Annotated in this window: 22 protein-coding genes and 1 tRNA gene; 9 read left to right on the top strand and 14 right to left on the bottom strand. The window is 61.8% G+C overall.

The annotated features are described in order from the left end of the window. Positions 1–174 precede the first annotated feature (174 nt). The 3 genes from lgt to pgeF are packed head-to-tail and all read left to right on the top strand — an operon-like array spanning position 175 to position 2862. Entirely contained in the window at positions 175–993 is an 819-nt protein-coding gene (gene lgt, locus MPC4_RS13255) for a prolipoprotein diacylglyceryl transferase (protein WP_174512922.1), read from the top strand. Further along, entirely contained in the window at positions 990–2093 is a 1104-nt protein-coding gene (locus MPC4_RS13250; RefSeq protein WP_174512921.1) for a class I SAM-dependent methyltransferase, read from the top strand. The genes lgt and MPC4_RS13250 overlap by 4 nt, the downstream gene beginning before the upstream one ends. Beyond that, complete coding sequence (pgeF, locus tag MPC4_RS13245) at positions 2086–2862, top strand: peptidoglycan editing factor PgeF (RefSeq protein ID WP_174512920.1); 777 nt, start codon at positions 2086–2088, stop codon at positions 2860–2862. The genes MPC4_RS13250 and pgeF overlap by 8 nt, the downstream gene beginning before the upstream one ends. 108 nt (positions 2863–2970) lie before the next feature. Here the strand turns inward: pgeF and MPC4_RS13240 are convergent, their stop codons facing one another. The 3 genes from MPC4_RS13240 to MPC4_RS13230 all read right to left on the bottom strand — a co-directional run bounded on the left by MPC4_RS13240 (position 2971) and on the right by MPC4_RS13230 (position 4742). Further along, the gene (locus MPC4_RS13240) at positions 2971–3456 is read right to left on the bottom strand and encodes a DUF2380 domain-containing protein (RefSeq protein WP_174512919.1); all 486 of its coding nucleotides are present in this window, start codon (positions 3454–3456) and stop codon (positions 2971–2973) included. 117 nt (positions 3457–3573) lie between these two features. Next, positions 3574–4350 carry a COG4705 family protein gene (locus MPC4_RS13235; RefSeq protein ID WP_174512918.1) on the bottom strand — a complete coding sequence of 259 codons (777 nt, stop codon included), beginning with the start codon at positions 4348–4350 and terminating at the stop codon, positions 3574–3576. Between the two features lie 71 nt (positions 4351–4421). Beyond that, complete coding sequence (locus MPC4_RS13230; RefSeq protein WP_174512917.1) at positions 4422–4742, bottom strand: PepSY domain-containing protein; 321 nt, start codon at positions 4740–4742, stop codon at positions 4422–4424. 69 nt (positions 4743–4811) lie between these two features. Here MPC4_RS13230 and MPC4_RS13225 point away from each other — a divergent pair, with 69 nt between their 5' ends. Further along, positions 4812–5012: a hypothetical protein gene (locus MPC4_RS13225; protein WP_174512916.1), complete on the top strand. Its 201-nt coding sequence runs from the start codon at positions 4812–4814 to the stop codon at positions 5010–5012. Between the two features lie 45 nt (positions 5013–5057). Here MPC4_RS13225 and truA read toward each other — a convergent pair whose 3' ends face one another. The 8 genes from truA to MPC4_RS13185 form a co-directional block, all read right to left on the bottom strand. Next, positions 5058–5816 carry a tRNA pseudouridine(38-40) synthase TruA gene (truA, locus tag MPC4_RS13220; protein ID WP_174512915.1) on the bottom strand — a complete coding sequence of 253 codons (759 nt, stop codon included), beginning with the start codon at positions 5814–5816 and terminating at the stop codon, positions 5058–5060. Next, the gene (gene fmt / locus MPC4_RS13215; protein WP_280514803.1) at positions 5803–6759 is read right to left on the bottom strand and encodes a methionyl-tRNA formyltransferase; all 957 of its coding nucleotides are present in this window, start codon (positions 6757–6759) and stop codon (positions 5803–5805) included. Before fmt ends, truA begins: the two co-directional genes overlap by 14 nt. A gap of 138 nt (positions 6760–6897) precedes the next feature. Then, positions 6898–7485, bottom strand: a complete 588-nt coding sequence (gene def, locus MPC4_RS13210; RefSeq protein ID WP_174512914.1) for a peptide deformylase — start codon at positions 7483–7485, stop codon at positions 6898–6900. A gap of 113 nt (positions 7486–7598) precedes the next feature. Then, entirely contained in the window at positions 7599–8087 is a 489-nt protein-coding gene (locus MPC4_RS13205) for a hypothetical protein (RefSeq protein ID WP_174512913.1), read from the bottom strand. A 258-nt stretch (positions 8088–8345) separates the two neighbouring features. After that, positions 8346–8570: a hypothetical protein gene (locus MPC4_RS13200; protein WP_174512912.1), complete on the bottom strand. Its 225-nt coding sequence runs from the start codon at positions 8568–8570 to the stop codon at positions 8346–8348. A 186-nt stretch (positions 8571–8756) separates the two neighbouring features. Next, positions 8757–9620 carry a C40 family peptidase gene (locus MPC4_RS13195; protein WP_174512911.1) on the bottom strand — a complete coding sequence of 288 codons (864 nt, stop codon included), beginning with the start codon at positions 9618–9620 and terminating at the stop codon, positions 8757–8759. A 15-nt stretch (positions 9621–9635) separates the two neighbouring features. Beyond that, positions 9636–11117 carry a leucyl aminopeptidase family protein gene (locus MPC4_RS13190; RefSeq protein ID WP_174512910.1) on the bottom strand — a complete coding sequence of 494 codons (1482 nt, stop codon included), beginning with the start codon at positions 11115–11117 and terminating at the stop codon, positions 9636–9638. A 47-nt stretch (positions 11118–11164) separates the two neighbouring features. Continuing rightward, complete coding sequence (locus MPC4_RS13185; protein ID WP_174512909.1) at positions 11165–11488, bottom strand: hypothetical protein; 324 nt, start codon at positions 11486–11488, stop codon at positions 11165–11167. Here MPC4_RS13185 and zwf point away from each other — a divergent pair. The 5 genes from zwf to MPC4_RS13160 all read left to right on the top strand — a co-directional run bounded on the left by zwf (position 11475) and on the right by MPC4_RS13160 (position 16916). Beyond that, positions 11475–12947, top strand: coding sequence for a glucose-6-phosphate dehydrogenase (zwf, locus tag MPC4_RS13180; protein ID WP_174512908.1), 1473 nt, complete (start codon positions 11475–11477; stop codon positions 12945–12947). The genes MPC4_RS13185 and zwf overlap by 14 nt on opposite strands. Before the next feature lie 71 nt (positions 12948–13018). Then, a complete protein-coding gene (gene edd, locus MPC4_RS13175; RefSeq protein WP_174512907.1) occupies positions 13019–14830 on the top strand; it encodes a phosphogluconate dehydratase in 1812 nt (603 codons plus the stop codon). 163 nt (positions 14831–14993) lie between these two features. Continuing rightward, positions 14994–15641: a bifunctional 4-hydroxy-2-oxoglutarate aldolase/2-dehydro-3-deoxy-phosphogluconate aldolase gene (eda, locus tag MPC4_RS13170; RefSeq protein ID WP_174512906.1), complete on the top strand. Its 648-nt coding sequence runs from the start codon at positions 14994–14996 to the stop codon at positions 15639–15641. A gap of 115 nt (positions 15642–15756) precedes the next feature. Beyond that, positions 15757–16425 carry a class II aldolase/adducin family protein gene (locus MPC4_RS13165; protein ID WP_174512905.1) on the top strand — a complete coding sequence of 223 codons (669 nt, stop codon included), beginning with the start codon at positions 15757–15759 and terminating at the stop codon, positions 16423–16425. Between the two features lie 206 nt (positions 16426–16631). After that, positions 16632–16916, top strand: coding sequence for a hypothetical protein (locus MPC4_RS13160; RefSeq protein WP_174512904.1), 285 nt, complete (start codon positions 16632–16634; stop codon positions 16914–16916). A gap of 77 nt (positions 16917–16993) precedes the next feature. On the opposite strand, the gene MPC4_RS13155 is transcribed toward MPC4_RS13160, so the two are convergent. From MPC4_RS13155 to MPC4_RS13145, 3 genes are all read right to left on the bottom strand, one after another. Further along, positions 16994–17067: transfer RNA gene (locus MPC4_RS13155), tRNA-Gly, on the bottom strand. Positions 17068–17297: 230 nt separating this feature from the next. Next, positions 17298–17909, bottom strand: coding sequence for a c-type cytochrome (locus MPC4_RS13150; RefSeq protein WP_174512903.1), 612 nt, complete (start codon positions 17907–17909; stop codon positions 17298–17300). A gap of 60 nt (positions 17910–17969) precedes the next feature. Then, positions 17970–18617, bottom strand: coding sequence for a c-type cytochrome (locus MPC4_RS13145; RefSeq protein WP_174512902.1), 648 nt, complete (start codon positions 18615–18617; stop codon positions 17970–17972). Positions 18618–19044 lie beyond the last annotated feature (427 nt).

The following is a 19044-nucleotide window of genomic DNA, read 5'->3' as shown; positions in this document are numbered from 1 at the left end:
ACACTCCAGCGTCCGACGCCAACAGAGGCCGCGCCGCCGGCGTCTCCGGCAGAATCACGATCTAGCACGGCTTGCAGCCCCTGACATGGGGTCGTTACGATTTTGCTGCGGGACCGGCGTGCAGCTTGACGCGGCGGCGCCGACGTCGCATCACGCCACGACTTCGGAGCGCAGATGCCATTTGTTATCGCCTATCCCGTCATTGATCCGGTGCTGATTTCGATCGGGCCTTTTCCGATCCGCTGGTACGCCCTCGCCTATATCTCGGGGCTGGTCATCGGTTGGGCCTATGCGCAATATCTCGTTCGGCGCCCGTCTCTTTGGGGACCCTCGCCACGTCCCGACGCCACCTGCATCGACGATCTTCTCGTCTACGCCGCCATCGGCGTCATCCTCGGCGGGCGTCTCGGCTACGTGCTGTTTTACAATCCGGCCTTTTATCTCGACCATCCAGTTGATGTTTTCAAAGTCTGGCAGGGCGGGATGTCTTTTCATGGCGGCTTCGCGGGAACGGTGGTCGCGGTCTACGTGCTCGCGCGCCGTCGCGGCATTCTTGTGCTGCGCCTCGGCGATGTGGTCAGCGCGGTCGTTCCGATCGGGCTTTTCCTCGGCCGCATCGCCAATTTCATCAAGCCGGAGCTTTGGGGCCGCTCGAGCAACGTTCCCTGGGCGATGGCGTTCCCCGGCGCCGGTCCCGTGCCTCGCCATCCGAGCCAGCTCTATGAAGCGGCGCTTGAGGGCGTCGTTCTGTTCCTTATCTTATTTGTCGCCGTGCGCCTTGGCGCGCTTCGTCGCCCGGGCCTCGTCACCGGCATTTTCGCGGTGGGTTACGGCGTCGCGCGGATTATTTGTGAATTTTTTCGTGAGCCCGATCCTCAGCTCGGCTTTCTATTCGGAGGAGCAACCATGGGAATGCTGCTGTCGCTGCCCCTGATCGCTGTGGGGGTTGTCTTGATCCTGCGGACGGCCCGTCAGAAGGCGGCGCTCGCATGACCGCGCTCGAAACCATCCTCAGCGAATTGATCCTCGAAGGCGGTCCGATCAGCCTCGAACGTTATATGACGCTGGCGCTGAGCCATCCCGTTCATGGCTATTACAGATCGAAAGAGGCGATCGGCGCCAAGGGCGACTTCATCACCTCGCCGGAGATCAGCCAGATGTTCGGCGAACTGCTCGGACTCTGGTGCGTCGAAGTCTGGCGCCTCATGGGGGCGCCCGAGGCCGTCCGTCTTGTTGAACTTGGTCCTGGCCGCGGCACATTGATGGCCGACGCGTTGCGCGCCGTGAAGGTCGCGCCTGATTTTCTCGCCGCGCTCGAAGTTCACCTGGTCGAGATCAGCCTGCCGCTGCGCGAAGCCCAGCGCGCGGCGCTGGAAGGGCGTGGCGTCAAGGTCGTCTGGCATGCGAGCGTCGACGAGATTCCTCCGGGGCCGGCCATTTTCATCGCCAATGAGTTCTTCGACGCTCTTCCGGTGCGGCATTACGTTCATCGAGACGGCGGCTGGCGCGAAAGGCTCATTGGCCTCGACGAGAATGGGCGTCTCGCCTTTGGCCTTGGCGCGACGCATGAAACGGCGATCGCCGCCCGCGGCGAAGCGGACGATGTTCTCGAGGTCGGCGTCGCCGCCTCCCGCCTGATGACGCAGCTTGCGGTGCGGATCGTCACGCAGGGCGGCGCGCTGCTCGCCATCGACTATGGCTATACGGAGCCGGCGCGCGGCGAAACGCTGCAGGCCATGCGCGCGCATCAATTCGTCGATCCTTTGGCTGATCCCGGCGAGGCGGACCTCACAACCCATGTCAATTTCTCCAGCCTTATGCGCTCCGCGCGGGGGGCGGGGGCCGCCGTGCATGGCCCCGTGGAGCAGGGCCGGTTTTTGACCCGCCTTGGCATCTTCGAGCGCGCGGCGATGCTGAAGCATCATGCGAGTCAGGCGCAAAGCGCGGCCATCGACGCGGCGCGGGAACGCCTTGCGGGGGAGGGGCCGGGCCTCGATCGCGCGACCGACATGGCGCGACTTTTCAAAGTCCTCGCCGTGACCCGGCGCGAGTTCGATCCGCCGCCGGGCTTCGAAGAGGCAAGCAATGGATGAGTTGAAAGCAGACGCCCTGTTCGCCCCTGTGTTGCAGATCGCCGGCGTCTCGCATGGATTTTTCACGCGCAGGGGCGGCGTATCGAGTGGGGTCTACGCCAGCCTCAATGGCGGAGTGGGATCGAGGGACGCGCCGGAAACGGTGGCGGAAAACCGGCGCCGGATGGCGGCGGTTCTGCGCGTCGATGCGGAGCGGCTCATCGTACCCTACCAGGTCCATTCGCCGGATGTCCTTGTCATTTCGGGCCCCGTTGATGGGCGTCCGCATTGCGACGGCCTTGTGACCTCGACGCCAGGCGTCGCGCTTGGCGTGACGGGGGCCGATTGTGGCATGATCCTTTTCGCCGACGCCAAAGCGCGGGTGATCGGCGCCGCCCATGCGGGCTGGAAGGGCGCGCTGACCGGCGTGCTCGAAGCGACCCTCTTCGCCATGGAAGGCCTTGGCGCATCGCGATCCTCGATCATCGCGGCTCTGGGACCGGCGATCGGCCAGAACAGCTATGAGGTCGGGCCGGAGTTTTACGATCGCTTTGTCGAGACCGCCCAAGCCTATGCGGACTTCTTCAGGCCGTCGCAGAACTGGGGCCGCTTCATGTTCGACCTCCCGGCCTTTATCGCCCTGCGCCTGCGGCAGGCCGGAGTCGGCGCCTTCGAGGATCTTGGCCGCGACACATACGCCGAGCCCGAGCAGTTCTTTTCCTACCGGCGGTCGGTGCACAGGCAGGAGCCCGACTACGGCCGCCAGATTTCGGCGATCGCGCTGGTTTAGGCCATGACGCCGAAAAGTTGCTGACTTTTTCGACCATCATGCGTCAAAACAAAGGTTTAGAGAGCAGGATGGGGTTTTGCTCGAACGCATTCGGGTAGAGCCGCGCCATCAGTGCGCCGAGATCATCTCATTAACCAGATTTGCGGTGTAGAGCGCGGCTTTTCGCCAAGCCTCGTCATTATCGCCGCGAAAGGTCAGAAGGCGCGTCAAGACAGGCTTTCCGTCATCGACGTCGACGACATTGAGCTGCTCCCATTGCACGAGCGTGCTCATTTTATGGATGCCGCCATAGATCAGAATTCTGGCGCGCGCCTGACGCGCGCTCTCGATGAGACTTTCAGGCGTTGAGCAGGGGACTTCGCGGCAGGTGAGCGGCGCCACGACGCGGGAGCCGCCGTCAGTAAGAGAAGCGCGAAGCGTCTCCGAAAACGCGGCGATGCGCGCCGCATGGTCCGCGCGCTGATCGCGTTCTTCCCCCGAAGTGTCCACATAGCTGAACTCAGCCACCGCGACGGCGGTGGGGTCGCTCCGCTCCGCCGCGACCGCGCTATCGCTAGAGGCGAGCGCGAAAGCTATGAGCGTCCATCGAGCCAAAATGGCTGACGTCCGCGTGGCCCCGCGCGTTGCCTTGTGACGGGCGCCGGCGATCCGATCCCGTAATCCATCCATTCGCTTTCTCCCATAATCGGCCTCAACCCAAGAATCACCCATTCATATGCTCTGCTCGCGCGCTTCCGGATGCTTGCCGGCCTTTTGCGGGAGAAACAGGATGCAGGCGATGATAACGGCCGCAAGAATAGCCGAAGCATAAAGGCGGCTGAAGGCGAGGCCGCCGTCGGCCAGTGGCTTGTCGAGCAGATCGCCTACCGTTGCGCCGAGCGGCCGCGTGAGGATGAATGCGGCCCAGAACAGGAGTGTGCGCGACACATTCGTATAGAAATACGCCCATGCGATTAACAACAGGCCAGCGCCGAATACGAGCGCCCCGCCTTCATAGCCGAGCCCGGTCGTGTCGGCCATCCAGTCGCCCAGCGCCGTGCCCAGGGTCTGCGAGAACAGGATGGTCCCCCAATAAAACATTTCAACTTTCGGCGAAGTGATGACGTCAACTGAAACGGACCCGGCGGACCAGCGCCACACAGCAAGCGAAGCCATAAGCAGCACAAACAGGACCGACGCTCCTCCGGCATAGCCAACGCCGAGCGAGCGGTCGGCAAAATCCGCCATCGTCGTGCCCGCGGTCGTGGTGGCGACGATCACGGCCCAGTACAGGAACGGATGGAAGGATCTCGCGGCAATCTGGGCGGCGACGGCGACGACAAAGATGCCGATGAAAATGACGCTGCTGACCGCATAGCCCAGATTCATCGTCATGGATACCGCGTCGCCGCCCGTTTCGCCGAGAGTCGTCGCGAGAATCTTGATGATCCAGAAGACGAGGGTGACTTCAGGAACCTTGCTCAATCCAGCCGAAGGAATACGATTCACGCGACGGGCCCCGTTTTGTCAGCCAGGCTGCGAGCAGACAATCGGCCCGCTCAGGCGCATTAAGTTATGTCTCAGTCGGGGTGTGGACCTTCCTTGGCGTTCTCCAATAGCTGGCCGGTTTTAGCATCCACGCCGACCTCCTGTACAATGCCGCCGCTTTTGATATCGAATGAATAGCGAAGGCCAGTGCCACCGGACTCACGTTCGAGTTCCTCATCCGTTATCTTGCCCGGATGCGCTTTCAAGGCAATCGCGCGGGCCTGAGCGATGGTCACTTTTGCTTCCCCGGCCAGCTTCTCGCCAGTGTAGGCAAATGCCGGCGATGAGACCAATGCAACGAGGCTCAAAGCCGCGCAGCCGAGGCCGCCCCGCCGCAAGATATTTATAATCATATGTGTCTCCAGATTTGCGGATCATAACTTTCAACGTTGAGAGCATGACAGGGACGAACTGAACGTAATATGAATAGAATGTTCGGCGCCGCGGTCTGCAATGTACTGGCGGAAAAGGCGGACGCCCTTGCGTTCATCGCGCTGTGGCCGCCCTCAATTCTTCGCATTATTTCGATCGTCTTTGTTGCGCCCTCGACCACGCGAAAGACCCGCAGGTTCAGCGTCAGTTTTCTAAAGGCGGCCGCGATGCTTCCATATGAAATGATGTAAATCATGTAAATCGCGCAAGAGCGCTGGCGCATCAATGGCGGTTGCCTAATCCGCCGGGTTTTCGTCCGCGTAATCGACCTGCATGAGATAGAGCCCATCGGGCGGCGCCACCATGCCGCAGCGGCGGCGATCGCGCGCCTCCAGCGCGGCGACGAGGTCATGGATGCTCCATTTGCCGGAGCCGACATGCTCCAGCGAGCCGACCATCGAGCGCACCTGCGAATGCAGGAAGGATCGCGCCGCCGCGAAGATGTGAATTTCCTCGTGCGTGCGCATGACGTCGAACCGTTCGAGCGTTCGCAACGGACTTTGCGCCTGGCATTCTGAGTCTCGAAAGGTCGTAAAATCATGGTAGCCGAGCAGCATTTGCGCGGCCTCATGCATGGCGCCTGCGTCAAGTCTCCTTTTGACCAGCCAGCTTTGGCCGGCCTCCAATGTCAGCGGCGCGCGGCGATTGGTGATTTTGTAAAGATAATGCCGCCGCACCGCCGAGAAACGCGCATCGAAGCTGTGGGCGACCCGCTCTGCGGCGAGGATCGCGACAGGGCGGGGACGCAGATAGGCATTGAGCGCATCGCGCAAGACGTCAGGACGCCAGTCTTTCGTCAGATCGGCATGGGCGACCTGGCCTCTGGCGTGAACGCCGGCGTCGGTACGCCCCGCGCCGCGAATCGCCCCCCTGTCGCCGGTCAGCGCATGCAGCGCGGTTTCGATCGCCTCCTGCACGGCAAGGCCATTGGCCTGTCTCTGCCAGCCGACAAAAGGCGCGCCGTCATATTCGATGATGAGCTTATAGCGCGGCATCGGAGCTTTTTTGCGCCGCGAGCCGGGTTCCTGCCGAAAGGCGCGCGCCGCGCAGAAAATCCGCCGCCGACATCGGCGCCTTGCCGGAGCGTTGAAGCTCAATGATTGCGATCGCGCCTTCGCCGCAGGCGATGGTCAGCGCATCATCAAGCGCTTCGCCGGGTTCGCCTGATCCATCAACGAGATGGGCGCGCAAAATCTTGATGCGCTCGGAACCCTTGCCGAGATCGGCCTCGAAGAAGGCGCCCGGAAAAGGCGCGAGCGCGCGGATCAGATTATGCACCTCGGCGGCTGGCCTCTCCCAATCGATCCGCGCCTCGGCCTTTTCAATTTTCTTCGCGTAAGTGACGCCTTCCTCGGCCTGCGGCGTAAAGTGCAGGCTGCCGCGATTTTGGGCCGCTAGCGCGCGCACCATCAGATCGGCGCCAATCAGGGAGAGCCTGTCATGGATTTCGTCCGCCGTCGCTTCCGGGCCGATTTCGATGCGTTCGACCATCGCCACGGGGCCGGTATCGAGACCTTCCTCCATCGCCATCACCATGACGCCGGTCTCATCGTCTCCGGCCATGATGGCGCGCTGGATTGGCGCCGCGCCGCGCCAGCGCGGCAGCAGGGAGGCATGCAGATTGAGGCACGCGCGCGGCGCAATCTCCAGAATTGCTTTTGGCAGTATGAGGCCGTAGGCGACGACGACGATGGCGTCCGGCTCGAACGCCGCGAGGGTCGCAGCGGCGTCCTCGGTGCGTAGGCTCGATGGCGTTAGAACGGGAAGTCCAAAGCGTAGCGCGGCCGCATGGACGGGGGAGAGCGTCGGCTCGAGGCCGCGCCGTCCGCCGGGTTTCGGCGCGCGCGTATAGACAGCGGCAACCAGATGGCCCTGGCCGACGATCTCGGTGAGGACGGGAACCGCAAACTCCGGCGTTCCCATGAAGACGATGCGCAAAGGATGAGCCCGGGATGATGGAGGGAAAGTCCGTTTCGAAGTGAAGAAGCTTTAACGAGCGTGTCTGGCTCGTGTCTTGGCTTGGCGTTGCTCAGAATGACGCGGATGACGTTCAATGCGCCTCGATCTTCGAGGCCTTTATCTGATCTCGCCGCCGCTTGCGGCGCTCGCTGCGCGCTCTGGCTTTGGCGCGCGTTTGCGTTCGGGCGCCTCCAGCTTGGCCGCTTTGGTGAATTTCTTGACGACGCGCTCGCGCTTCAGCCGCGAAATATGGTCGATGAACAGCACGCCGTCGAGATGATCGATCTCATGCTGCAAGCAGGTCGCCAGAAGGCCGTCGGCTTCGATTTCGCAGCGCCGTCCCTCCCGGTCGAAATAGCCGACGCGCACGCGGGCAGGGCGCTCGACCTCCTCGTAATATTCGGGAATCGAGAGGCAGCCCTCTTCATAGACAGAGAGTTCCTCCGAGGCCCAGAGGATTTCGGGATTGGCGAAGCACATAGGTTCCCGCGCCGACCCCTCGTCCTTGCGCTTGGCGACGTCGAGCACGATGACGCGCTGATCGACGGCGATTTGCGTCGCGGCCAGGCCGATGCCGGGCGCGTCATACATGGTCTCGAGCATATCGTCCATCAGCGTGCGAACGCCGTGGTCGACGGCGACGACCGGCTTGGCGACGACGCGCAGACGTTGATCGGGCAGAATGATGATGGGGCGAAGCGACATGACAAAGAAATAAGGCGGCGGAGCTTGAAAATCAATTTGCTAATGAAGCGAGTGGCCCGCCAGCCGAGGATTCCTTGATTTCGAGTCGTTACGCGAAATCGGGGACCGATTATCTAGTTGTTGTAGGGAGTTCCAAATGGTCCGCGTTCCCGGCCGGCGCCGCCGGCGGGGCCGTAATAGCCCGCGAAAAAGGGCGTGCCATAGCCATCAATGGGATTAAACACCCCGTGGTGATGACCAAAGCCATAGTCGTCGCCATAGGGGAAGCCATAGCTGTAAATGGCCGTGCTTGCGACGGCGACGCCGATGGCCTCGGCGGAGGCCATCGCCCGTCTTTGCCGCGCGCGCCATGCGCCGGCGCGATAGACCCAGGGCAAGGGGTAAAAGCCGTATCCGCTGCCCGGATCACCGACCAGTTCGGCAAAGTGGCCATGCCGCCGAACCGTTGTGAGCCGCCCGCGCATGCGGTGTGAGGCGTATGTGCCGCGGACGACGCTACGGGCTTCGACATGATGAGCGCTTATGTGACGCGCGCGGGGCGACGCCATCGAAGGGGACCCGCCCGTCACCGCGGGCGCCACGAACGCCAAGACGATTGCCATATGTTGTCCCCAGCGCATCGTCCGCATCTCCAGTTCCGCGATGAGTCGCACCATGCGTCTAGCACGATAACGCCGCGTCGCTCGCTGCGGTTTCCTCGCTGCTCGAACAACTGTCCGTGCGGCCAAAACCTCTGTTCGGGCCCAAGACCAGGAAAGAAGCGCTATGGTGCGGCGCTGAACGAAGAGCCAGCCCGTCCCGAACCAGGGACGGGACCAGCGCTATTTGGGGGAATGTCCGATTGATTCACAGAGACGCGATCAATCGCAATAGCCAGTGCCGTAATTCTGCGTGCAGCCGCGGCGGAAAATCTGCTGATGCAGAGGGTCGGGCGCCTCTTTGGCGGCGCTATCGGCGCCGATGGAGCGGCCCGTCATCAGTGTAGCTGCTTTGTTGGTATGATCCACGTAAGCATCTTTGGCTGAAGCGGCTGAAAGAGACGACACCAGAGCCAGCGCGGCGATAGAGAGTTTGATCATTTTCATTTTGATATCTCCTCAGATCTTGAGAAGACTCTGTCTCAAGACCACGAGAGATACATAGATATCGCGCAGCTTGGCGATAATGTATTATAATTGCACTACATTATATTTCCCGCGGCAACAATGGATTAAGCTCAGACTTTGCAGAGGCCAGCGCGGAGCCGGTGATATCTCGAGGCCTCGGCCCTGTCAGCCGGCCGGCGCCAGTCTTCGGATCGACGTAATCGCGGCGCCGGTCCCCGCCGCGATTCTCGCCCGCGCTTCTGCGAGGGGTTCGCTTGCGACCTGCATATGATGCGCATTGGCGTGCAGAAGCGTTTGCGCGTCGCGCATGACGCCGACATGGCCGCGCCAGAAGACAAGATCGCCGCGCGCGAGACCTTTGAGATCGTCACTTATGGCCAGCGGAACCCCAAGCGCCTTTTCCTGCAAATCCGTGTCGCGCGGCGATTTTACGCCCGCCGCGTCGAGCGCGATCTGCACGAGGCCCGAGCAATCGACGCCAAGGCTCGATTTGCCGCCCCAGAGATAGGGCGCATGTAAAAGACGCTCGGCGACGGTCACGAAGTCGCGGTCCGGCTCGTTCAAGGGGCTGAGATGATCGGCGAACATAAAGCCGCCGCCCTGGAGCGCGACGAAGGCGCCGCTCGTTTCGCCGGCGCTGACTCTCCCGCCCAGCGGGAGGGCGTCGATGACGGGAAGCTTCATGTTCGGCGCTGGATAAATGAAGCTGCGGTTGACCTTCACCCGATGGGTGGGCGGCGCATCGAACTCCCCGACCGCGACCATCGAAACATAGCCGACATAACCATCGCGCTCGAGCTGAAGCCAGCCGAACCCCTCGCTGTCCTCATAGAGCATCGCGGTTTCGCCATAGAGCGCCTGCGTGTCGATCGAGACGTCATTGGCGGGCTCGGGGCGCAGATCCGCGAGTCCCGCGCGGATTGTGACGCGCCGGCCTTCGACGAAGTCGTCCGCCTCGACTTTTCCGCGCAGATGCGCGGCGGCGAGGTCGGGGCGGGCAGGGGTCAGGCGGCGATCCGGAGGGGGCATAAGCAAGTCGAAGCGTTACGGCGATTTGTCATCGTGGCCGATCTCTTCTTCGAATTCTTCCTCGCTCTCGTCTATATGGGCGACGATGTGATGGACGATCCTCGGGCTGTCTCCTTCCGGGGCGCCAAAGCGCGCCTCGACCAGCTCATAGAGCAGCCGAGCGGACTGGATCTCGGCGCCCTCGGGCCGGCCGGATTGTTGCGCCGGGGTCCAGCCGTAAACGTCGAAATGGACCCAGGATTTGGCCTTTTCTACAAAACGCCGCAGAAACAGCGCCGCCGTTATCGAGCCGGCGAAGGGGCCGCCGCCGACATTGTTGATGTCAGCGACCTTGCTATCGAGCATCTTGTCGTAGGCGTCCCAAAGCGGCAGCCGCCACACGGGGTCCTGGCTCAAGGCGCCGAAGCGGGCGATCTCCGATGCAAGCTGCTCGTCCGCCGTATAGAAGGGCGGCAGATCGGGGCCGAGCGCGACCCGCGCCGCGCCGGTCAAGGTCGCGAAATCAATGAGGAGGTCCGGCGCGTCTTCATCGGCCAGCGCCAGCGCGTCGGCGAGAATGAGGCGTCCTTCCGCGTCCGTGTTGCCAATTTCGACCGAAAGACCCTTGCGGCTCGGGTAGATGTCGCCGGGCCGGAAAGCGTTGCCGGCGATGGCGTTTTCGACGATCGGCAGCAGTACGCGAAGGCGCAGCTTCAATCCCGCCTCCATGATCATCGAAGCGAGCGCCAAGGCCGTCGCCGCGCCGCCCATGTCTTTCTTCATCAAAAGCATGCCCGCCGAAGGCTTGATGTCGAGGCCGCCTGAATCGAAGCAGACTCCTTTTCCCACAAGAGTGAGCTTCGGATAGGCCGGATCACCCCAGCTGAAATCGACGAGGCGCGGGGCCTCTTCGGCGGCGCGGCCGACGGCGTGGATGAGCGGCAGCCGGGCCGCGAGCAAGGCTTCGCCGCGCGTCACTGACGCGCTCGCCTGAAACTGCGCCGCGACGCTCAAAGCGGCGGCCTCCAGCGCCGCGGGGCCAAGATCATTGGCGGGCGTGCTGATGAGGTCGCGCCCGAAAGCCACGGCCTTGGCGATGCGCTCAATGCGCGCAATGTCGATCCCGTCTGGCGTAGCGAGCTGCGGCAGCTTGGACGGATTGGCTTTATAACGGTCGAATCGATAGGCGGACAGCAGCCAGGACAGCGCGGCGAGTGTGGAATCATGCGGGCCGTTGGCGAAACGGTAGAGTCCCGGCGGAAGCAAGGTCGCGAGCTTTCCCGGCAAAAGCAGGTCTTTTGCGCGCGCGCCATGGGCCTCAATGCCAAACAGCACGGCGGCGATCGCGCCGGCCTCGCTCGGCAGGATTTGACTGCGCCCGGGCTTTGGCTCAAAGCCATTGGCGTCTGCGAAAGCCGCCGCCGCGGGAGGCAGGCCGGCGCGAATCTCCGGCCATGTCTCGGTCGTGACGAACCAGATCGGCGTAGCCTCTGCCGAAGGTTCACGAAGAAGAGACATTGAAAAACTCCCCAAAGCCGCAAAATCGTCGAAGGGCGGCGCCATCGTCACGTTTCAGGGTTAGCGTTTCGCGGCGCGGCTTGCAAAGCAAAAGCTCGGCGAGTCGGTGCGATGACGCCAAATCCTTGGGCATTTCTGGCGCGCGTTCGTCCGCCGGGCAGGTTTGCAGCTTGTCCGCCAACGCACTCGCGCTCGGAATTTACTGATTTCGCATAATTTTGATCCGGGAACCGGCGTCCATTAGCCGGAAATGATGCCTGCGGCGATGATAAGCGTTTGCCGGAGATAAGGAAATCATATCGGCCCTGCGGACCGGATCTTGCAGTGTTCGCGTCAACGATGGAGGAAAGGCAAGCGATGGTTTCGCGCATTGTAAAGGTCGATCCTTTTGATCTCGTCGTCTTTGGCGGGACCGGCGATCTCGCTTACCGCAAGCTATTTCCCGCCTTGTTCAGGCGCTTCCTCGACGGGCAGTTCTCCGAGCCGACGCGCATCATCGGCGCCTCGCGCCACGATTATGACGGGGAGGCCTTCCGGCAGACGATCGCCAAGGCCCTGCGCCAATATGCGCCCGAAGGCACCAAAGGGGAGGCCGTCGACGATTTTCTGCGCATAGTTGATTATGTCAGCCTCGATATTGGAACGGACGCCGGATGGGACGTCCTCGGCATGAAATTTCCGGAAAATTCGACGCCGATCCGGGCCTTTTATCTGGCGACCGGGCCGGACAGGTTCGGCGCCATCTCCGCCCAGCTCGCCGCCTACGGCCTGATTACGCCAAGCTCCCGCATCATCGTCGAAAAGCCGATCGGCCGCGACGCCGCCTCGGCCGCGAAGATCAATGACGCCATCGGCGCGGTCTTCGCCGAAAGTCAGATCTATCGAATCGATCATTACCTCGGCAAGGAGACCGTGCAGAACCTGATGGCGCTGCGTTTCGCCAACGCTCTGTTCGAGCCCTTGTGGAACGCGGCCCATATCGACCATGTCGAGATTACCGTCGCCGAGGCGATCGGCGTCGAAGGCCGCGGCGCCTATTATGAATCCTCCGGCGCTTTACGCGATATGGTGCAGAACCATCTCCTCCAGCTTCTTTGCCTCGTCGCCATGGAGCCGCCCGCCTCGATGGAGGCCGACGCCGTGCGCGACGAAAAGCTCAAAGTTCTGAAGGCGCTGGCGCCGATCGACGCAAGCAACGCCGAGACGCTGACCGTCCGGGGTCAATATCGCGCCGGCGCCAGCGCCGCGGGAGCCGTGCCAGGATACCCCGAGGAGGTCGGCAATCCGGCGACGGAGATCGAAACTTTCGTCGCGTTGAAGGTGAATGTCGCCAATTGGCGTTGGGCCGGCACGCCATTCTATTTGCGCACCGGAAAGCGCCTGCCAAAGAGGGTGTCCGAGCTTATCGTGTCGTTCCGCAATGTGCCCCATTCGATCTTCGGGGCGGATGTGAAGATATTGCCGACGCGGCTCGTTGTCCGGCTCCAGCCTGATGAGGGGATCAAGCTTTGGCTGATGCTGAAGGAGCCGGGGGCCGGCGGCATGCGCATGCGCCATGTGCCGCTCGACATGAACTTCGCCAAAGCGTTCAAGATCTACGCGCCGGAAGCCTATGAACGCCTGCTGATGGACGTTATCCGCGGCAATGCGACCTTGTTCATGCGCCGGGACGAAGTCGAGGCGGCGTGGCGCTGGATCGATCCGATCCGTGAGGCATGGAACCAATCGCCGTTGGAGCCGCGTTTCTATCTTGCCGGCACGTGGGGGCCAGCCTCCGCCACCGCCCTCGTTGAGCGGGATGGAAGAAGCTGGTACGAGGAGACGAGTTAAGCTTCTTGGCTTGCCGGAGCGCGCTCCCCGCGGCCCGATTTCATGCACGGCAGAAAAGATCGAGAGGCGCTATGGTTCATCAGACAGTCGCCAGCGTGACGGCGCGCATCGTCGAACGCAGCCGGCCGACAAGAGAGGCCTATCTCGCGCGCATGGAGGCGATGGCGCGCAAGGGGCCGCGCCGCGGGGCGCTCGGCTGCGCCAATCTTGCGCATGGATTTGCGGCTTGCGGCGTCCACGACAAGCAGGAGCTGCGCGCCGACATCGCGCCGAACCTTGCCATCGTCACCGCCTACAATGACATGCTCTCGGCGCATCAGCCTTATGAGGGTTTTCCTGCGATCATCAAGCAGGCGGCGAGGGAGGCGGGCGGCGTCGCGCAGGTCGCGGGCGGCGTTCCCGCCATGTGCGACGGCGTCACGCAGGGCCGCGCCGGCATGGAATTGTCGCTGTTCTCGCGCGATGTCATCGCGCTCTCGGCCTCGATCGCCCTCTCACATGACATGTTCGACGCCGCCGTGTTTCTCGGCATCTGCGACAAGATCGTGCCTGGCCTTGTCATCGCCGCGCAAGCCTATGGCCATCTGCCGGCCGTGTTCATTCCCGCAGGCCCGATGCCATCCGGCATTCCCAATGACGAAAAATCGAAGATCCGCCAGCTCTATGCGGAAGGAAAGGTGTCACGCGCCGAACTTTTGGACGCCGAGGCCGCCTCCTATCATGCGCCCGGAACCTGCACCTTCTATGGAACGGCCAATTCCAACCAGATGCTGATGGAGGCGATGGGACTGCATTTGCCCGGCGCCTCCTTCGTTAACCCGAATACGCCGCTGCGCGATGCGCTCACCCGCGCCGCCGCCAAGCGCGCTCTCGCCATCACAGCGCTCGGGAATGACTATACGCCCGCCTCGAAAATCCTCGACGAGCGCGCTTTCGTGAACGGCGTCGTCGCTCTCCATGCGACGGGCGGCTCAACCAATCATGTGATCCATCTCGTCGCCATGGCGCGCGCGGGCGGAATGATCCTGACGCTTGAGGATTTCGGCGAGCTTTCGAAGGTCGTTCCTTTGCTGACGCGCATCTATCCCAATGGAACGGCCGACGTGAACCACTTCAGCGCCGCTGGCGGCACGGGCTATCTCATCGGTGAATTGCTGAAGGGAGGGCTGTTGCACCCCGATGCGAACACAGTCACGGGAACGCCGCTCGCGGACTATGCAAAAGAGCCTTATCTCGAAAACGGCGAACTCAGGTTCCGCGATGCGCCGGTTGAGAGCCACGATCGGTCCGTCTTGCGCCCCTTGGCGAACTCCTTTTCGGCCGATGGCGGGCTCAAAGTGCTGGACGGTAATCTCGGCCGCGCGGTGATCAAGATCAGCTCGGTCGCGCCCGAGCGCCATATCGTGCGCGCGCCAGCGCTGATCTTTCATGCGCAGGAGGAGGTCGAGGCGGCGTTCAAGGCGGGTCAGCTCAATCGCGACTTCATCGCGGTGGTGCGCTTCCAGGGCGTCAAGGCGATCGGAATGCCGGAACTGCACAAGCTGACGCCAATTCTGGCGTCGGTGATGGCGCATGGCCATAAGGTGGCGCTCGTCACGGACGGGCGCATGTCGGGAGCCTCGGGAAAAGTCCCGGCGGCGATCCATGTGACGCCGGAGGCGCAAGCGGGCGGACCGATCGCGAAATTGCGCGACGGCGACATCATCACCCTCGACGCCGTCGCAGGCGTGTTGAGCGCTGATGTTTCCCCTGAGGAGTTCGAGCGGCGCGAACTCGCGACCTGCGATCTTGACTCATATCAGCATGGATATGGCCGCGAACTTTTCCATATGTTTCGCATGGTTGCGAGCGGGCCTGAACTCGGCGCGAGCAGCATCAGCTGACGCGGGTCATGCGCGGCGGGATGATGCGCGCCGCCGCCGCGTGATTTTCCGATTCACAAAATCAGAAAAATCTTTATCTCTCGGTTCGATCGCATTTTCTCGACGCGAACCAGAATTGTGCTTCGCCTGAAAATGATTCATCGCTGCGGAGAGGCGCGGATCTATGCAATACCAACACACCGATGCCACCCTGGCTTTGATGAAGCAAGCGCCGGTGATCCCCGTCATGCAGGTCGCCGATGCGGCGGATGCGCTGGCCCAGGCGAAATCATTGATCGGCGGCGGCCTCACCGTGCTCGAAATTACGCTACGCACCAAGGCGGCGCTGAAATCCATCGAGATGCTGACGCGCGCCTTCCCGGAAGCGATCATTGGCGCGGGGACGGTCACAGACGCGGATCAGATGGAGGCGGCGATCGACGCGGGCGCGGCCTTTCTCGTCAGCCCTGGAATGACGCGGCGACTTTTGAAGGCGGCGCGGAAATCGCCGATCCCCTGGCTTCCCGGCGTCGCCACAGCGTCCGAAGCGATGACGCTTCATGAGCATGGGTTTCGCTGTATGAAGTTTTTCCCGGCCGAAGCCGCGGGCGGCGTGAAATATCTCTCGTCGCTTGCCGGGCCCCTGCAGGATCTTGTCTTTTGCCCGACCGGAGGCATCAATCCAGAGAAAGCCAAGGCTTATCTCGAGCTCAGCAATGTCGCTTGCGTCGGCGGCTCATGGATGGTCGCGCCCGCGCTGATCAACGCCGGCGATTACGCCGCCGTCGAGCGTCTGGCGAAGGAAGCTTGCGCGCTTCGGGCGCCCGTTTAGAGTATCATCGCCTTGAGAAGATCGGCTCGTTCGGCCCCCGCGTTGTGCTTTGCCGCAAGGCCAGTTCAGAAATGAGCCCCCGGATCATAGCGTGATTTGCGTTGAGAGAGGGAAATTGGCGAAAACCAGAGAATTCGCCGTTCGACAATCCATCATCGACGGCTGCCGCAGCCTGGCGCGGCTCGGGGTCAATCAGGGAACCGCGGGCAATATTTCGGTTCGCTGGACCGACGGGCTTTTGATCACGCCGTCCGGCCTGCCGTATGACGAGATGAGCGCCGACGACATCGTCTTCATGACGATGGATGGCGTCTACGAGCACGATCTCGTCGCTTCCTCCGAGTGGCGGTTCCATCGCGATATTCTGGGCCATCGGCCCGAGGTCAACGCGGTCGTGCACGCACATCCGGTCTATTGCACGGCTTTCGCCATGTGCCGCATGGAAATTCCGGCGGCGCATTATATGATCGCTGCGGCGGGCGGCCCGACGATCCGGTGCGCGCGTTATGAAAGCTATGGCACGCCGGAACTCTCTGTCGCGGTTCTGGAAGCGATTGAGGACCGCGCCTGCGCGCTGCTCGCCAATCACGGCATGATCGCGACAGGGCCCGATCTGAGCGAGGCGCTGTGGCTGGCGGTCGAACTGGAGACGCTTGCCCGGCAATATGCGGCGGCGCTACAAATAGGGACGCCGCATATTCTCAGCGATGCCGAGGTCGCGAGAACGGTCGAGAAATTCAGGGACTACGGCCTGCGGCGCAGGCGAAACCCCAAAAACGCTTGAGAAGGTCAGGCGGGGCAGCATCCCCCTGAGACAATTTGGTGCGTTGCAAAACGGCATTGTGCAGCGCAAGCTTACCGCAAGCTAAAAACATCATCCTCGAAATCTATTGGCGCAGCCCTCGCGGGGCGCCGCGTCTCTGGCGATCAGTCGCCAGGACAGAAGCGCGCTCGGGCAAAGCCCAGCGACGCACGAAAGGAGATCGTGCCGTGACTTTGAATATTTGCGACATGAAGATCAAACCTCGGTTGCCGGCTCACCTCTTCGCGGCGCTGATTCTTCAGGCCATGATCGGCGCGGCTTCAGCGCAAGATACGATTACGCTTGAACGCATCGGCGCCGTTCGGATGGCGCCCTCCGGCGCGATCGAGCGCGACGCATTTTTGCTCGCGGAGGCTTTCAGGATCCAAACCAGGCGCGATCTTGATGACCCGGCCGTGCTTCGCGTTAAAGCCAGCCCCGACACTGAAGCGAGCGCCCAGTCGGCACACTGACGCGAATCCTCGTGCTTCTGGCAATGGGTGGCGTTGGTGGAACGGCGGTCGGCTATCAAGCCGCCTCGCGGAAGGCGTGGAGCGGGCGAAGGGAATCGAACCCTCGTATGAAGCTTGGGAAGCTTCCGTTCTGCCATTGAACTACGCCCGCGACGGCGAAACCTTAGCCCACAGCCATCGCCATTTCAATGGCGATGGCGCTGTCGCGCAGCACGTTTGAAACTCGACCGACTCCAACCGAGAGCGGCCATCGAAAGAGCCATGTTCGGCGCATGAAAACAGCGGCGATCAGAAGATAAGGGCTCGGGCGGCCAAGGGGCGCCTTCTGCGGTCCGACTCCTCAACGCCAAAACGCGCGCGGAAAAAGATGTCGCCGCACAATCATTCCACGGAAGCGGATCCGACGAAGCTCAGGTATGAGGCGAGGGCGTCAATTTCGTTTGGAGACAATGTGCTTGCAATGTGCGGCATCGGGCCAGCGGCTGCGTGAAACCCTTCGCCCCACTGCTCGAGCCTTCTTTTTAGGTAGGAATAGGATAGTCCTCCCAAACGGGGAATTTCTCTGACCCCTTCTGCATTTGGGCCATGACAGACGAGGCAGGACACGATGTTGGATTCGGCGATTCCCTGCTCGTAGATCGTTCTTCCCGCGGCTGCCAGCTGCCGATCTCCGTCATCGGCGGGCAGGGTCGGCAAGGTCGAAAAATAAGCTGATAAGTCATGCACCGTCTGGGCACTGAGGTTTGCCGCGGCGCCCCACATATATTGCCTCGAAAGCGGATTATCCCGGATGTGGTCGCGAAAGCTCAGAAGCTGATTTCCAATGTATTGATCTCTCTGTCCGGCCAATCGTGGCGCCATCATAAATCCTTGCGCCGAGGACCCGTGGCACCAGGTGCAATTTCGCACGGGCAGGGACTCATCCGCTGACAGTGGACCGGCAGCAACGGAAATGATCGCCAGAATTGCTAGTTTTGACCTGATGAGCTTCATGATCCGAGTTCTCGCGCTTTATGCATTCATCGAAACCGGCGCCCTATAAAACGATCGGATTCACTTCAGGTAGCTTACGTAAGCCGCGACGGCGGCAATCTGTGATTGGCTCAAGTCGTGCGTAGTCGGCACCATAATGGCCGATGTGTCTTTCACAGAGCCGTGACCTCGCTCTTTGGTCCAGTTCGTCATTGTTTTTTCGGTGTACCAGAAGAGTTGACCCGCCAACCGGGGAATTTCGTCTTTACCGTTGCCCTCCGGACCGTGGCAAGCGGAGCACGCAGGAACGTTGGACTCAGGTAATCCCTGCTCAAAGATTGTCTTTCCCAAGGCCAGCGATCCCTTAGGAGCGCCGCCGTATGGAGCGGGATTGAGCTCCTTGAGATGCGCGGCCAGGGCCGCGACCATCTCCGGGCTCAACACATGGGCTACGTTGAACATGACGGGGTTCGTGCGCCTGCGCTCAATAAAGGCCCGCAACTGATTCTCGATGTATACCGGCTGCTGCCCCGCGAGTCGCGGCATGGGATAATATCCGCGATAGCCCTCCGCCGACAGTCCGTGGCAGGTTTTGCAATATGTCAGCTTCGCCTGCAGCCCTTGCGGCGAAGGGTCGGTCGGGCCTTTCACTTCCGCGCGACCCGGCGCGGCGAACACCAATGCAAGGATTGCTGTTTGAAACGCCAATCGTAAGCTAATGACCTTCATGATCCGGTCTCCGCCCTTGCTCTATATTATTGGCCAACTGACCTTCCCGCCATCAGTGGGAACCGGACTTAAGCGGCTGTTCGATCAGCTTGCTTTGGCGAGATAGAGCCGAAGGCAATTGCGCGCGCTAACAATTATCGTATCCTTCTACAATGTCCTTTGATGTAGAACAATTCTCGTTTCACCGCCGTCCACTAAGAAGAACTGTTTTCCGAGCGTAAAAGCGAATTGGTGGGGAAGTTCAGTTTTTCAGTTGGGCCGCTCTCGGTTATGACTGAAAAAGATGTTCGAGGCGCCAGCGCGGAAGAGGGAGGCCTTTGTCAGCGGCCGGCGCCCCAAGCCGCCGCCTCGGTCTCGATCAGTGCGTCAGTCATGTCGCGGCGTGAGATAATGTTGGAGGCCGGATCATGAAAATCATAAGCTCAAT

This window comes from Methylocella tundrae, assembly GCF_901905185.1.
GTDB lineage: Bacteria > Pseudomonadota > Alphaproteobacteria > Rhizobiales > Beijerinckiaceae > Methylocapsa > Methylocapsa tundrae.
This window is presented reverse-complemented; position numbering and strand designations above follow the sequence as displayed.

Bases quoted from the DNA above. Each gene is read 5' to 3' on its own strand.
- lgt (WP_174512922.1), top strand. From the start codon at position 175: ATGCCATTTGTTATCGCCTATCCCGTCATTGATCCGGTGCTGATTTCG.
- MPC4_RS13250 (WP_174512921.1), top strand. From the start codon at position 990: ATGACCGCGCTCGAAACCATCCTCAGCGAATTGATCCTCGAAGGCGGT.
- pgeF (WP_174512920.1), top strand. From the start codon at position 2,086: ATGGATGAGTTGAAAGCAGACGCCCTGTTCGCCCCTGTGTTGCAGATC.
- MPC4_RS13230 (WP_174512917.1), bottom strand. From the start codon at position 4,742: ATGATTATAAATATCTTGCGGCGGGGCGGCCTCGGCTGCGCGGCTTTG.
- MPC4_RS13225 (WP_174512916.1), top strand. From the start codon at position 4,812: ATGAATAGAATGTTCGGCGCCGCGGTCTGCAATGTACTGGCGGAAAAG.
- truA (WP_174512915.1), bottom strand. From the start codon at position 5,816: ATGCCGCGCTATAAGCTCATCATCGAATATGACGGCGCGCCTTTTGTC.
- def (WP_174512914.1), bottom strand. From the start codon at position 7,485: ATGTCGCTTCGCCCCATCATCATTCTGCCCGATCAACGTCTGCGCGTC.
- MPC4_RS13205 (WP_174512913.1), bottom strand. From the start codon at position 8,087: ATGGCAATCGTCTTGGCGTTCGTGGCGCCCGCGGTGACGGGCGGGTCC.
- MPC4_RS13200 (WP_174512912.1), bottom strand. From the start codon at position 8,570: ATGAAAATGATCAAACTCTCTATCGCCGCGCTGGCTCTGGTGTCGTCT.
- MPC4_RS13195 (WP_174512911.1), bottom strand. From the start codon at position 9,620: ATGCCCCCTCCGGATCGCCGCCTGACCCCTGCCCGCCCCGACCTCGCC.
- MPC4_RS13190 (WP_174512910.1), bottom strand. From the start codon at position 11,117: ATGTCTCTTCTTCGTGAACCTTCGGCAGAGGCTACGCCGATCTGGTTC.
- zwf (WP_174512908.1), top strand. From the start codon at position 11,475: ATGGTTTCGCGCATTGTAAAGGTCGATCCTTTTGATCTCGTCGTCTTT.
- MPC4_RS13185 (WP_174512909.1), bottom strand. From the start codon at position 11,488: ATGCGCGAAACCATCGCTTGCCTTTCCTCCATCGTTGACGCGAACACT.
- edd (WP_174512907.1), top strand. From the start codon at position 13,019: ATGGTTCATCAGACAGTCGCCAGCGTGACGGCGCGCATCGTCGAACGC.
- eda (WP_174512906.1), top strand. From the start codon at position 14,994: ATGCAATACCAACACACCGATGCCACCCTGGCTTTGATGAAGCAAGCG.
- MPC4_RS13150 (WP_174512903.1), bottom strand. From the start codon at position 17,909: ATGAAGCTCATCAGGTCAAAACTAGCAATTCTGGCGATCATTTCCGTT.
- MPC4_RS13145 (WP_174512902.1), bottom strand. From the start codon at position 18,617: ATGAAGGTCATTAGCTTACGATTGGCGTTTCAAACAGCAATCCTTGCA.